This window comes from Micromonospora solifontis (assembly GCF_003725545.1).
GTDB lineage: Bacteria > Actinomycetota > Actinomycetes > Mycobacteriales > Micromonosporaceae > Micromonospora > Micromonospora solifontis.
The window spans coordinates 19,332-31,753 of the sequence record NZ_RJLN01000034.1; the positions used below are offsets into that span (position 1 = coordinate 19,332).

Sequence of the window (12,422 nt, forward strand, 5' to 3'; positions counted from 1 at the left end):
CTCAGCTCTTTCGGGTGCGCGGGTCGAGGAGCAGGTACGCGACGTCGGCGAGCAGGTTCGCCACCAGCACCGAGATCGTGATGATCAGGAAGATCCCCTGCATCAGCGGGTAGTCCTTGTAGCCGACCGCCTGGAAGAGCTGGTAACCGAGCCCCGGGTAGGAGAAGACGATCTCCACCAGGAGCGTGCCGCCGACGATGAACCCGAGCGACAGGGCGAAGCCGGAGACGTTGGGCAGCAGCGCGTTGCGGGCGGCGTAGCTGAGGGCGACCCGGCGCTCCGGCAGGCCCTTGGCGTGCGCGACCGTGATGTAGTCCTCGGACGAGACGGTGACCATCATGTTGCGCATGCTGAGGATCCAGCCGCTCATCGAGGAGACCAGGATGGTGGCGGCGGGCAGCACGCTGTGCTTGATCGCGCTCGGGACGAAGTACTGGTCGAACGCCGGCACCAGGCCCGGCTCGTAGCCGCCGGAGGACGGGAAGAAGCTCCCCGGCCCGGTGAACACCGCGATGGCGACGAGCCCCAGCCAGAAGTAGGGGATCGAGGAGAGGAACGTGGTGGCCGGCAGCAGCCCGTCGACCCACGAGCCGCGCCGCCAGCCGGCGCCGACGCCGAGCGCGGTGCCGAGCAGGAAGCTGACGACCGTGGTGATGCCCACCAGGCACACGGTCCACAGCAGGCTGTCGCCGATCACCGTCGACACCGGCGTCGGGAAGAAGGTGAACGACAGCCCGAGGTCACCGTGGCAGAGCTGCCGCCAGTAGTCGAGGTACTGCTGCCAGACGTTCTCGTTCTTGTCCAGCCCGAACAGCACGCGCAGCGACTGGATCGCGTCGGCGCTGATCCGGCCCTGGTTGCGCGAGATCAGCGACTGCACCGGGTCTCCCGGCACCAGCCGCGGGATGAAGAAGTTGAGGGTGATCGCCGCCCACGCGGTGAACAGGTAGAAGGCGGTGCGCTGCAGGAGGAATCTCATCGTGCCTCACCGAGGGTGGTGGCGCCTTCCCGCCCGACCGCCGCCGCTGGCGGCACGGCCCGGTCGGCGTCGGGAGCAGCGGGGGCGTCGGCGGCGGCGGTGGCCGGGTCGTAGAGCCAGCACGCCGCCCAGTGGCCGGGTCGGTCGCCGATGGTCAGTCGTGGCGGCAGCTCCGCGGCGCACCGGGGCATGGCGTGCGGGCAGCGGGGGTGGAACCGGCAGCCGGTGGGCGGGCGGATCAGGCTCGGCGGCTCGCCGTGGCCGCGCTCGCCGCCGGCCGTCCCGTCACCGCCGCCGCCGGTGATCCGGTCGGGGTCGGGCGCCGAGGAGATGAGCAGCCGGGTGTAGGGGTGGGCCGGCTGCTGGGTGACGGTCTCGCTGTCACCGCCCTCGACCATGCGTCCGGCGTACATGACGATCGTCTCGTCGGCGAAGTAGCGGGCCGAGGCGATGTCGTGGGTGATGTAGAGGATCGCGAGCCTCAGCCGCTCCTTGAGGTCCTGCAGCAGGTTGAGCACGCCGAGGCGGATCGAGACGTCGAGCATGGAGACGGGCTCGTCGGCGAGGAGCACCTCGGGGTTGGCGCCGAGCGCACGGGCGATCGCGACGCGCTGCCGCTGCCCGCCGGAGAGCTCGTGTGGGAACACGTCCAGGAAACGCTCGGGCGGGGTGAGGCGGACCCGGGTGAGCAGGTCGGCCAGGGCGCGGTCCAGGTCCGCGGCGGTCCGCCCGGCGTTGCCGTGGATCCGCAGCGATCGGGTGAGGTGGTAGCGGACGGTGTGCACCGGGTTCAAGGACGCGAACGGGTCCTGCAGGATCAGCTGCACCCGCCGGACGTAGGCCCGGAAGGCCCGTCCGCCGCGCACCCGGGTGGACCGGCCGTGCAGGCGGACGTCGCCGGCGGTGCGGGGATGGAGCTGGGCCAGCAGTCGGGCCACGGTGGACTTGCCGGAGCCGGATTCCCCGACCAGCGCGGTCACCTGGCCGCGACGCAGCGCGAACGACACGTCGTCGACGGCGTGCACGACCGCCGGCGTCCGGGACAAGAGGTCACGCAGCCGCCTGCGGACGGGGAAGTGCTTGGTCAGGCCGACGGCCTCCAGCACCACCTCGTCGGCCGGCGCCGCCGCGCTCTCGCTCAACGTCATGCCGAGTTCCTGTCTGGGGTTTGCCATCTGATGGACGTGGCCGCCGCCTCCCCGACCGCGCGGCCGGGGAGGCGGTGCCGGGGGTCAGCCGTTGGCGGGCTTGAGGTGCAGGACCACGTCCAGCGCGTTGGGCTGGGTCGGCTGCATGGCGCCGTACGGGTTCGAGTCGTCGGGCCAGCCGGTCCAGTTCCTGGTGCTGTACGCGCCGCCGATGTTGTCCGCGCCGACCGGGATCATCGGCATCTGCTCGACGAAGACCTTCTGCAGCGTGTTCATCGCGGCGGTCCGGGCGGCGTCGTCGGTCGCGTTCGCGTAGGCGACCAGGGCGTCGGTCGCCTCCTTGCTGTTGAAGCGGCCGAAGTTGCCGGCGGGGGAGGCGGTGCCGATCGGCTTGAGCTGCCGGCCGTCCATCACGGTCCGGTAGATGTCGTACGGCGTGGCGCCGCCCTCGGTCCACCGGAAGGTCGCCTCGAAGTTGCCCTGCTCGACGTTGCGGAACCAGGCGTCCTGGTTGGCCTTGTCGACCGTGGCGGCGATGCCGATCTTCGACAGGCCGTCCTTCACGATCTCGAGGCTGGTCTGGTAGTCCGACCAGCCGGCCGGGTCGGTCAGCTTGATCGTGACCGGCTTGCCGGTCTTGTCCTTGAGGGTGTTGCCGTCGAGCTTGTAGCCAGCGCCGGTGAGCAGCGCCTTGGCGCCCTCGACGTCGACCTTGTGCTCCTGGCCCTTGAACTCCGGCGCGACGAACGCGTCACCGGCCGGGCTGGGCAGACCGGTCACGCTCTTCACCAGCGGGTGGAAGTACCCGGCCTCGGCCGTGGTGAAGATGTCCTCGCGGTCGATGACCATGTTCATGGCCCGGCGCAGCGTCGGGTCGTCGAACGGCTTCTTCGTGGTGTTGAGGTAGAGGCCGTGGATGCCCAGGATCGGGGGCGCCCAGACCTTGTGGTGCGCCTGGTCCTTGGCGACGAACACGGTCTGGTAGTTGGGGATGAAGACGAAGCTCCACTCCGACTCGCCGTTGGCCAGCGCGGTGGTCTGCGCGCTGTTGTCGGTGTACGACGTGAAGCGCAGCTCCTTGACCTTCGGCGGGTCCTGCCAGTAGCCGCTGTCGCGCACGGCCAGGGTCGTGGTGGCCGGGGTGAACGACTTCAAGGTGTACGGGCCGCTGCCCACCGGCTGCTTGACCGGGTCGGTCGTCGGGTCGCTGATCTTCTCCCAGATGTGCTTGGGCACGATCGGCACCCGCCACAGCACCTTCTGCTGGTTGACGAACTGCGGGCTGGACATCTTGATGGTGACCTCGTTGCCGCTCGCGGTCGCGTCGGTGTAGGGGACGCCCTGGTCGTTGAGGGCCGGGTACTTCTTGACCAGGTTGTAGGTGAACGCGACGTCCTCGGCGGTGACCTTCTGCCCGTCGGACCACGTGGCGTTGTCGCGGATCGTCACCTTGACCGAGGTGTAGTCCGCCGACCACTCGGCCTTGGTGGCCAGCCACGGCTTGAACGGCTCGGCCGGCTTGACCGGGTTCCACATCATCAGCGGCTCGAAGATCTGCCAGCGGTAGCCCAGCGAGGCGGCGGCGGACGTGGTCAGGAACGGGTTGTTGTTCTCGGTCTGCGGGCCGTTCGGCATGCCGACGTTGAGCACGGTGGCCGCCTGGCCGTTCTTCTTGTTGGCGTTCGGGCTGTCGCCGCACGCCGCGACGCCGGTGGCCAGCGCGCCGGCCAGCGCCACGGCGAGGAACTGCCTTCTTCTCATGGAGGTCTCCCTCGGTGCTTCCGCAAGGTCGCGGGGGTTGTGGTGGATGGAGGGTGTGCGGTGGTGCCACCGGGGGCGTGCTGCCCTCGGCGTGGTGGTGGTGGGTGCGGCGGTGGAGCGGTCAGGTGGTGCCGGTCGAGGCGCGGACGGTGAAGCTGGTGGGGATGACGGTCGGTGTCCCGGGCAGCGGCCGGCCGGCGAGGTGGGCGATGAGGGTACGGGCGGCGACCGCGCCCATCTCGTGCAGCGGCTGGCGCACCGAGGTCAGTGGCGGGTGGGTGTGCCCGGCCAGGGGCAGGTCGTCGAAGCCGACGACGGCCACGTCCTCGGGGACGCGCCGGCCGGCGTCGCGCAGCGCCTGGAGCGCGCCGGCGGCGGAGAGGTCGTTGTGGGCGAACACGGCGTCGAACGGCACGCCGTCGGCGAGGAGGTGCTCCACCGCCGCCCGGCCGCACTCGAAGGTGAAGTCACCCTCCACGACGAGGGCCGGGTCGATGGGCAGGCCGGCGTCGGCGTAGCCGTCCGCGAAGCCGGCGAGCCGCTCCCGGGTGCAGCCGAAGCGACGCAGCCCGGTCACCACGAGGGGGCGGCGCCGGCCCAGCGCCAGCAGGTGGGCCGCGGCGGCCCGGGCGCCGTCGGTGTTGGTGGTCCGCACCGAGGGAAAGCCCGGCTGGTGGCCGCGGTCGTCGATGAGGATCACCGGCAGGCCACGTTCGTGCAGCTCGGTGATGTAGTCCAGCGTGCCCTCCGGCTCGACCACGAGCAGGCCGTCGAAGGACTTCGCGGAGACCTGGGAGGCGAACCGGCGCATCGACTCGTCGCCCCGGGTGCAGGTGAACAGCAGGAGCCCGTAGCCCTCCGACTCGACCACGTCGGCCGCGCCCTGCAGCACCTCGCCCATCCACGGCCAGGTCAGCGCCGGCACCAGCATGCCGACCACCCGGGTCCGGCCCCGGGCCAGGCCGACCGCGCGGGCGCTGGGCACGTAACCCAGGTCGCTGATCACCGCCCGGACCCGGTCGGCGGTGCGGACGTGCACCTCGCCCTTGCCGTTGAGCACCCGGGAGACGGTCGTCTTGCTCACCCCCGCGCGGGTGGCGACGTCGGCGATGGTGATCGGCACGGGACCCTCCCGGGTCGGTGGGTGGTGGGCGTTCGGAACCGGTTGCGGAAGCGGTTCCGTCGCAGTCAACCGAAGTGGCGCCGGTCACGTCAATAACAGGCCGGTAACAAAACATGGCTAAGTTCAAAACCTTAAAAAAGCGCTCCCGGCGGACCGGTGCGACCCGGCGGCCGGGCGCGGTGACGGACTCTCGCCACGACACAATCCCGCCAGGCATCAACCCGTGCCAATGACCGGGGGCCCGTACCGCGGCCGCCGCCGGGCGACTGTGGCTCAACGGCAAGGTCCGCGCGACCCTCGACGTCAGCGTCCCGCAGATCGGCGCGCCCGAGGCGTGGAAGTCCGGCCTGACCGGCAAGGGCGTCAAGGTGGCGGTGCTGGACACCGGCTTCGACAGCGGCCACCCCGACCTCGCCGGTCGGGTCACCGACGCGAAGAACTTCACCTGGGAGCCGAGCGTCCAGGACCGGAACGGCCACGGCACGCACGTCTCGTCGACCATCGCCGGCTCCGGTGCGGCGTCGGACGGCCGGTTCAAGGGCGTCGCCCCGGACGTCGAGCTCATCGAGGGCAAGGTCCTCGACGACAACGGCAGCGGTCAGTACGACTGGATCCTGGCCGGCATGGACTGGGCCGTCGCGCAGGGCGCCGACGTGGTCAGCATGAGCCTCGGCGGTGCCCCCACCAACGGCACCGACGTGCTGTCCGCCGCCGTGAACCGGCTCTCCGCCGAGTCCGACAGCCTGTTCGTCATCGCGGCCGGGAACGAGGGCGCCGCGTACACGGTCGGTGCCCCCGGCGCGGCCGATTCGGCGCTGACCGTCGGCTCGGTCACGAAGCAGTCCGCCCTGTCGTGGTTCTCCTCGCGGGGTCCCCGGCTCGACGACGACGCCATCAAGCCGGAGATCGCCGCCCCCGGCACCGACATCGTCGCCGCCCGTGCCACGGGAACCCTCGACGCGGAGGCGGTGGACGGCTCCTACGCCAGGCTCTCCGGCACCTCGATGGCGACCCCGCACGTCGCCGGCGCCGCGGCGATCCTGAAGCAGGCGCACCGCGACTGGACCGGGGAGCAGCTGAAGGCGGCCCTCATCGCGTCGGCGGGCGCCGTCAAGCAGGCGGGCGTGTTCGAGGTCGGCGCCGGCCTGGTCGACGTGCCCGCGGCGCTCGATCAGCAGGTGGCCGCGGATCCGGCCGTCGTGCCGACGGTCCAGGCCGCCCAGCCGGTCGCCGGCGCCGCTCCGACGACGCGGCGGATCACCTACCGCAACGCCTCCGATCGCACCGTCCAACTGCAGTTGAAGGCGGAAACCACCGGACCGGACGGCAGCTCCGCGCCGAGCGGGCTCGCCGTCCTGGCCGCGGCGCACGTGACCGTCCCGGCGCACGGCAGCGCCACCGTGGACCTCACGCTGGCGCCCGCGCTCGCCGCGCAGGCCGGCGTCCACAGTGGGGTCGTCACCGCCGTCGGCGCGGGTCAGCGCATCCGCACCCCGTACGCCCTCACGGTCAAGCCGACCACCCGCACGCTCACCCTGGTCGGCGGGGCGAACCGGCCCGGCGTGGACCGGAGCTTCATCGACGTGGTGGTGCAGAACCTGGCCACCGGCGCGGCCGTGCGGACCTCCGTCAGCTCGGGGAAGACCAGGAAGCTGGTCCTGCCGGAAGGCGCGTACCGGGTCTTCGGCCTGGTCTGGGAGCAGCAGCTCGACGGCAACACGGAGGTGGCGTCGGCCGCGGTGCACTACGCGTACGACGTGACCCTGGACGCCGACCGCGAGCGGACGATCGACGTCGCGGACGCGAAGCCGGTGACCCTGGCGGTCGACCGCGACGACGCCGTGTCCAGCGAGTACGCCGGCACCGGCTTGGTGTCCCGGGTCGGCAGCGGCGGCGCTGGCACCACGGGCCTGGTCGCACCGTTGCTGGCCACCGCCCACTCGGTCTACGCGGTCGGCAGCGGCGAGCTGCCCGGCCTCACGTTCTTCGGGGCGGGCAGCTTCCAGCAGGACTGGATCACCGCCCGGGACACCGCCACCGGCAAGCCGATCGACGTCACGATCAGGCCGTACTACTTCGCCGGCTGGTACGGCGACGTGACCGGCGAGGTGGTCGATGTCGGCGACGCGGCCGACCTCGGCGGCGTCGAGCTGGCCGGCAAGGTCGTGCTCTTCGAGGCCAGCTTCGCCGTGCCCGCCGCCGAGCGGACCGCCCGCTACAACGCCCTCAAGGCCGCCGGGGCGGGGGTGATCATCCTCAGCGGATACCTCCAGGGGTCCCAGCCCACCGATCCGATCCTGAGCGTCGACCCCGCGAACACCAAGCGGCTGCGGGCGCTGCTCGCCAAGGGTCCGCTGACACTGCGGGTGACGGGCATCAGGGCGAGCGAGTACCACTACCTGACCTTCCACCAGGTCGACGGCCGGGTGCCGGCCGGGGTGCGATGGCTCGACCGGGCCGCTGACCTGGCCAAGGTGCGCACCACGCACTGGACGCCGGGGTATCCGAACGACATCAAGGCGCTGTACGGCTGGATCGAGCACGACGGCCTGGTCTGGGTGCAGCAGCACACCGTTACCCGGACGCCCGCCGCCGCCGACGTCTACCTCACGCCGGACGTGCCGTGGACCACCGCCACGTTCCACCTCGCGGGTAGCGAGGGTGGCGTGGTCGGCGCGCAGTACTCGGCGCCCACGGTGTACCGGGCGGGCACGACGTACGCCGACGAGTGGCTCAAGGCGCCGTTCAACCCGTCCCTGTCGGCGCTCGGCGCGAGCGGCGAGCCGCAGGTGGCCCGCACCGGCGACGACCTGACGGTCGCGCTGCCGATGTTCTCCGACGCCGCCGGTCACCGCTCCGAGTGGCTGCCGGGCATGGACACCGGCCGTACCGTGCTGGCCCGGGACGACGGCACCGTCGTCGCGGACAACGACGTCCCCGGCCGGGGCGAGTTCCGGCTGCCGCCCGGCGACGCCTGGTACCGCCTGACGGTCACCGCGCACCGCGACGGCGGCGAGGAGGCGGGCAGCGACTGGCCGATGTCCGACACGGTCACCGACGAGTGGCGGTTCCGCTCCGGGCACACGACCGCCAACCGGGCACGGGCGGAGGAGTTGCTGGACATCCGGTACGACCTGCCGCTCGGTGGGCTGGAGGAGGTCGCCGTCGGCAAGCCGTCCACCTTCCACCTGTCCGTCGCCCGGCAGACCGGCGTGACCGGTGGACCGGTACGGGAGGTCGGCGTCGAGTATTCGGTCGACGGCGGCGCGACCTGGGCCGCGGCCTCGGTCCGGGCCGACGGGGACCGGTGGGCGGTGGCGCTCCCGGCCCTCGGGCAGGGCCGGGTCGCGCTCCGCACCCACGCGGTGGCCGGCGACGGCAGCGAGGTGACGGAGACCATCCTCAAGGCGTTCGAGGTCGGTTGCGTCGAGTGGTGGTGCGGGACCGTCGGCTGACGCTCCGCACGCCGCGGTCCGCCGCCCGGGTGTCCCTCGGGCGGCGGACCGCATCGCGTCCGGTGATGCCGGACCGTTGGGGTCAGGCCGGCCGGGCCCGGCAGTACACGTCGCCGGAGTTGGCCTTGTGCGGCAGCGTGCGCAGGTACGCGGCCACCTCGGTCGCGGGCAGCCACGCCGGCAGGGCGAGTGTCATCTCGTCGCCGAGCGCGACGTTGAACCGGGTGAAGCCCAGCCCGGTGACCCGGTCCAGGCACCGCCGGGCCGCCTCCCGGGCGATGGTGGTGAACTCGAACGACAGCGCCGGCAGCGGGCGGGTCAGGCCCGCCAGCACGGCCTCCTCGAAGCCCTCCACGTCGATCTTGACGAACGCCGGTACGCCGTGCGCGGCGATGAGCCGGTCCAGCGTGGTGCCGGGCACCTCCACCTCGGCGTCCCAGACCTCGTGGGCCCAGCCGTCCGCTCCGGCCGCCGCCGCGATGAACCGCCGGGACGCGGTGGAGATGGTGGGGTTGGCGGAGTTGAGGTGCAACTGCACCGGGGCCGGGTGGGCGCCGCAGGCCGCCGCCACCACGGTCACCCGCGGGTCGTCGGCGTAGAGCGCGCGCAGCGCGCGGACGCAGAGCGGTTGCGGCTCGACGGCCACCACGCGGGCGCCGAGGCGGCGGAAGCTGCCGAGCCGGTCGCCGACGTGCGCGCCGAGGTCGAAGACCAGGTCGCCGGGGTGGACGAAGCGGGCGTAGAAGGCGTCCATGGCGGCCTCCCGCGCCGGGTCGCCGTAGTACGCGTCGAGGGATCGGCGCAGCCCGGCCAGGGCCGGATCGGCCTTGAGCGCCTCGACCGCGGTGAGGTGATCGACCACTGCTCCGACCGTAGTCGGACCCGAGCCGACGCGAGGGCGATTCGCGTCCGTCCGGCTGTCCCAGCCGGGATGGACCCCAGCCTCCTAGGATGCCTTAGAGGTGGTGACCGGGGCGGGTTGCCTGGACGCTCGCGCAGCCGCCGCTGACCGGTCAGGGCGCCTCGACGACCTCCTGGCCCAGCGGCCAGAGCGCCGCCGGCACCAGCTTGAAGTTGGCCACCCCGAACGGGATGCCGATCACGGTGAGGCAGAGCCCGACCCCGGCGACGATGTGGGACAGCGCCAGCCACCAGCCGGCCAGCAGCACCCACAGCACGTTCGCCGCGCCGGAGGCCACCCCGGCCCCGGGCTTGGGGACCAGGGTGCGGCCGAACGGCCAGAGCGCGTACGAGGCCAGCCGCAGCGAGGCGACGCCGAACGGGATGGTGACGACCAGGGCGAAGCAGATCAGCGCGGCGATGCCGTAGCCGAGGGCGAGGACGATCCCGCCACCGAAGACGAGCCAGAGCACGTTGAGCACGAAGCGGATCACGGCTCCATGATGGCCGCCACGAGCAAGGGGGTGCGCTCAGGCGGCGAGGCGGATGATCGCGGCGACCGAGCGGTCCACGTCCGCCTCGGTGGTGGTGGCGTTCGACACCGAGATACGCATCAGTCGCCGTCCCCGCCACGTCGTACCGCCCGCCCAGCAGGTGCCGTCCGCCTGCACGGCCGCCACCACCCGGTCGGTGCGCGCGTCGTCGCCGAAGCCGACCAGCACCTGGTTGAGGACCACCTCGTTGGCCACCTCGAACCCGGCCGCGGCCAGCCCGTCGGCGAACCGGCGGGCCAGGGTGCAGCAGCGGTCGACCAGGGCCGTGACCCCGTCGCGGCCCAGTTCCCGCAGCCCGGCCCACACGGCGAAGCCCCGCGCCCGGCGGGAGGACTCGGCGGTGAGGTCCGCGGCCGCCGGTGCGCCACCGGAGCCGACCAGGTACGCGGCGGCGTAGGACATCGCCGCCGCGTGGACGTCGGGCCGGGCGCAGAACGCGAAGGCCGAGTCGTAGGGAAGGTTCAACCACTTGTGGCCGTCGCAGGCCCACGAGTCCGCCAGGTCCAGCCCGTCGACCAGCTGCCGGGTGGCGGGGCTCGCCGCGGCCCACAGCCCGAACGCCCCGTCCACGTGCACCCACCCGCCGTGCCGGTGGACGAGTTCGCAGGCCTCCCGGAGCTGGTCGCACGCGCCGGTGTTCACGTTGCCGGCCTGCAGGCACACGATGGTGGGGCCCGACGAACCGGCGCGCAGCACCTCCCGCAGCGAACCGGGGTCGATGGAGCCGTTCGGCCCGGCGGGCACCGCCTCCACCACGTCCGTCCCGAGGCCGAGCAGGCGCAGCGACCGGTCGATGGTGCCGTGCCGCTCCTCCCCGGCGATCACCCGGATCGGCGGCGCCCCGAGCAGCCCGCGCCGTTCCACGTCCCAGCCGGCGTCCGCCAGCACCTGGTGCCGGGCGGCGGCCAGCCCGGCGGTGTTGGCCGCCTGGCACCCGGTGACGAACCCGACCGACGCCGACGCCGGGATCCCCAGCAGCTCCTTCAGCCAGGTGCCGGCGGCCGCCTCGGCGGCGGCCGCCGCCGGGGAGGTGACGGCGTTGAACGCGAGCTGGTCCCAGCCGGCGGCGAGGATGTCGGCCGCGGTCGCCGCCGGCAGCGCGCCGCCCACCACGAACCCGAAGTATCGCGGGCCGGCGCTCGCGACGAGGCCGGGCTCGGCGGCGGCGCGCAGGTCCGCCAGCACCTGCTCCGGCGGGCAGGGCGCGGCGGGCAGTGGGCCGGAGAAGGCGCCGGCCAGCGCGGCCTGATCGACCGGTACCCCGACCGGCCGGTCCGCCAGGGAGCGTCGGTAGTCGGCCGCATGGTCGGCGGCCGAGCGGAACAGGCGGCTCAGGTCCTCCACCGGGGCACCGTACCCGGGGGAGGTCCGCCGCCACGACCCCGGACGCCGGCGGTCACCGCGTGCCGGCGGTTCAGTCGAGGGTGCGCCGCTGCGGGTGGGGCGTCTCGCCGCGGGCCAGCATCTCGACGAACTGGGCGATCCGCCGGCTGCGGGTGTCGGCCCGCTTGGCGCTGGTGACCCGGTAGATCACCGCGTAGCGGTTCTGCGCGGTGAGGATGTCGAACATCCGCCGGGCCCGCGGTTCGGCGGCCAGCGCGGCCAGCAGGTCCGGTGGCGGCTCGGCGGCGGCCTGCCCGGCGTACGCGGCGTCCCACCGGCCGTCGACCCGGGCCCGGTCCACCTCGGCCAGGCCGGCCGGGTGCATCCGGCCGTCGGTGGTCAGCCGCGCCACCAGCGCCACGTTCCGTGCCGACCAGGGGCTGCGCGCCCGCCGCGGGGTGAACCGCTGCCGGTAGGTGTCCTCGTCCCGGCGCCGCACCTGCCCGTCGATCCAGCCGTGGCAGAGCGCCTCCTCGAGGGCGTCGTCGTAGCTGAGCCGGGTCGGTTCGGTGGTGCCCCGCTTCGCCAGCACCAGCCACACCCCGGTCGGGTCCGCGTGGTGGGCGCTGAGCCAGGCCCGCCAGGCGGCCGCGTCGGGGACGACGAGTTCGGGCGGCTCAGCCGGCATCGGGCGCGCCGTCCGGCAGGCCGATCCCGCCCAGGGGTGCGACATCGACGCGTTCGGGCGGCCCGGCCAGCATCCCCAGCACGTCGGCGACGCTCGGGGCGGCTCCGACGGCGGGAGGTGCGGCGGCCAGCGCCGCCTGCACGGCCTCCTCGTCGGACCACACCTCGGTCACCCGGACGGTGTCCGGGTCGGCGTGGTCCCGGCTGATCACGTACAGCTCGCAGCCGGGGAATCCGCGCAGGCCCTCGGCCACCCGCAGCAGCGCGTCGGCGACCTCGGCGCCCCGCCCGGGCTGCGCGTGCATGGTCATCAGCCGTCCGATCCGTCCCGCCGCGTCCATGCCGCTCCCTCCGCTCGTGGCCGGTCGGGACCGAGCGTACGGGGCGGCCTGGGCGGGACGCAGTCCGTCGCCCGGTCCGGCGCGGTCGGGATGTCCCGGTGGCGCGGCCGTCGGGTGACCGACTCCCGCCGGTGCCCAAACGACCGTTAAG

At 73.2% G+C, this 12,422-nt stretch carries 10 protein-coding genes; 1 reads left to right on the forward strand and 9 read right to left on the reverse strand.

Annotated features, from left to right (window positions below):
* Position 1 precedes the first annotated feature (1 nt).
* The 4 genes from EFE23_RS14100 to EFE23_RS14115 form a co-directional block, all read right to left on the reverse strand.
* Positions 2-979: an ABC transporter permease gene (locus EFE23_RS14100; RefSeq protein WP_123241379.1), complete on the reverse strand. Its 978-nt coding sequence runs from the start codon at positions 977-979 to the stop codon at positions 2-4.
* A complete protein-coding gene (locus EFE23_RS14105; RefSeq protein WP_123241380.1) occupies positions 976-2,127 on the reverse strand; it encodes an ABC transporter ATP-binding protein in 1,152 nt (383 codons plus the stop codon). Before EFE23_RS14105 ends, EFE23_RS14100 begins: the two co-directional genes overlap by 4 nt.
* Before the next feature lie 84 nt (positions 2,128-2,211).
* A complete protein-coding gene (locus EFE23_RS14110) occupies positions 2,212-3,888 on the reverse strand; it encodes an ABC transporter substrate-binding protein (RefSeq protein WP_123241381.1) in 1,677 nt (558 codons plus the stop codon).
* A gap of 121 nt (positions 3,889-4,009) precedes the next feature.
* Complete coding sequence (locus EFE23_RS14115; RefSeq protein ID WP_123241382.1) at positions 4,010-5,011, reverse strand: LacI family DNA-binding transcriptional regulator; 1,002 nt, start codon at positions 5,009-5,011, stop codon at positions 4,010-4,012.
* A gap of 347 nt (positions 5,012-5,358) precedes the next feature.
* Here EFE23_RS14115 and EFE23_RS14120 point away from each other — a divergent pair, with 347 nt between their 5' ends.
* Positions 5,359-8,466, forward strand: a complete 3,108-nt coding sequence (locus EFE23_RS14120) for a S8 family serine peptidase (protein WP_255421138.1) — start codon at positions 5,359-5,361, stop codon at positions 8,464-8,466.
* A gap of 82 nt (positions 8,467-8,548) precedes the next feature.
* Here the strand turns inward: EFE23_RS14120 and EFE23_RS14125 are convergent, their stop codons facing one another.
* From EFE23_RS14125 to EFE23_RS14145, 5 genes are all read right to left on the reverse strand, one after another.
* On the reverse strand, positions 8,549-9,328 hold the full coding sequence (locus tag EFE23_RS14125; RefSeq protein WP_199737072.1) for an FkbM family methyltransferase: 780 nt from the start codon (positions 9,326-9,328) through the stop codon (positions 8,549-8,551).
* Between the two features lie 151 nt (positions 9,329-9,479).
* Positions 9,480-9,860: a YccF domain-containing protein gene (locus EFE23_RS14130; protein WP_123241384.1), complete on the reverse strand. Its 381-nt coding sequence runs from the start codon at positions 9,858-9,860 to the stop codon at positions 9,480-9,482.
* Positions 9,861-9,896: 36 nt separating this feature from the next.
* Positions 9,897-11,264, reverse strand: coding sequence for a pyridoxal phosphate-dependent decarboxylase family protein (locus tag EFE23_RS14135; RefSeq protein ID WP_123241385.1), 1,368 nt, complete (start codon positions 11,262-11,264; stop codon positions 9,897-9,899).
* A 70-nt stretch (positions 11,265-11,334) separates the two neighbouring features.
* The gene (locus EFE23_RS14140; RefSeq protein ID WP_123241386.1) at positions 11,335-11,931 is read right to left on the reverse strand and encodes a YdeI/OmpD-associated family protein; all 597 of its coding nucleotides are present in this window, start codon (positions 11,929-11,931) and stop codon (positions 11,335-11,337) included.
* Entirely contained in the window at positions 11,921-12,271 is a 351-nt protein-coding gene (locus tag EFE23_RS14145; RefSeq protein WP_123241387.1) for a putative quinol monooxygenase, read from the reverse strand. The genes EFE23_RS14140 and EFE23_RS14145 overlap by 11 nt, the downstream gene beginning before the upstream one ends.
* Positions 12,272-12,422: the final 151 nt, after the last annotated feature.

Coding starts and splice junctions, on each gene's coding strand:
- EFE23_RS14100 (WP_123241379.1), bottom strand. CDS start 979: ATGAGATTCCTCCTGCAGCGCACCGCCTTCTACCTGTTCACCGCGTGG.
- EFE23_RS14105 (WP_123241380.1), bottom strand. CDS start 2,127: ATGACGTTGAGCGAGAGCGCGGCGGCGCCGGCCGACGAGGTGGTGCTG.
- EFE23_RS14110 (WP_123241381.1), bottom strand. CDS start 3,888: ATGAGAAGAAGGCAGTTCCTCGCCGTGGCGCTGGCCGGCGCGCTGGCC.
- EFE23_RS14140 (WP_123241386.1), bottom strand. CDS start 11,931: ATGCCGGCTGAGCCGCCCGAACTCGTCGTCCCCGACGCGGCCGCCTGG.
- EFE23_RS14145 (WP_123241387.1), bottom strand. CDS start 12,271: ATGGACGCGGCGGGACGGATCGGACGGCTGATGACCATGCACGCGCAG.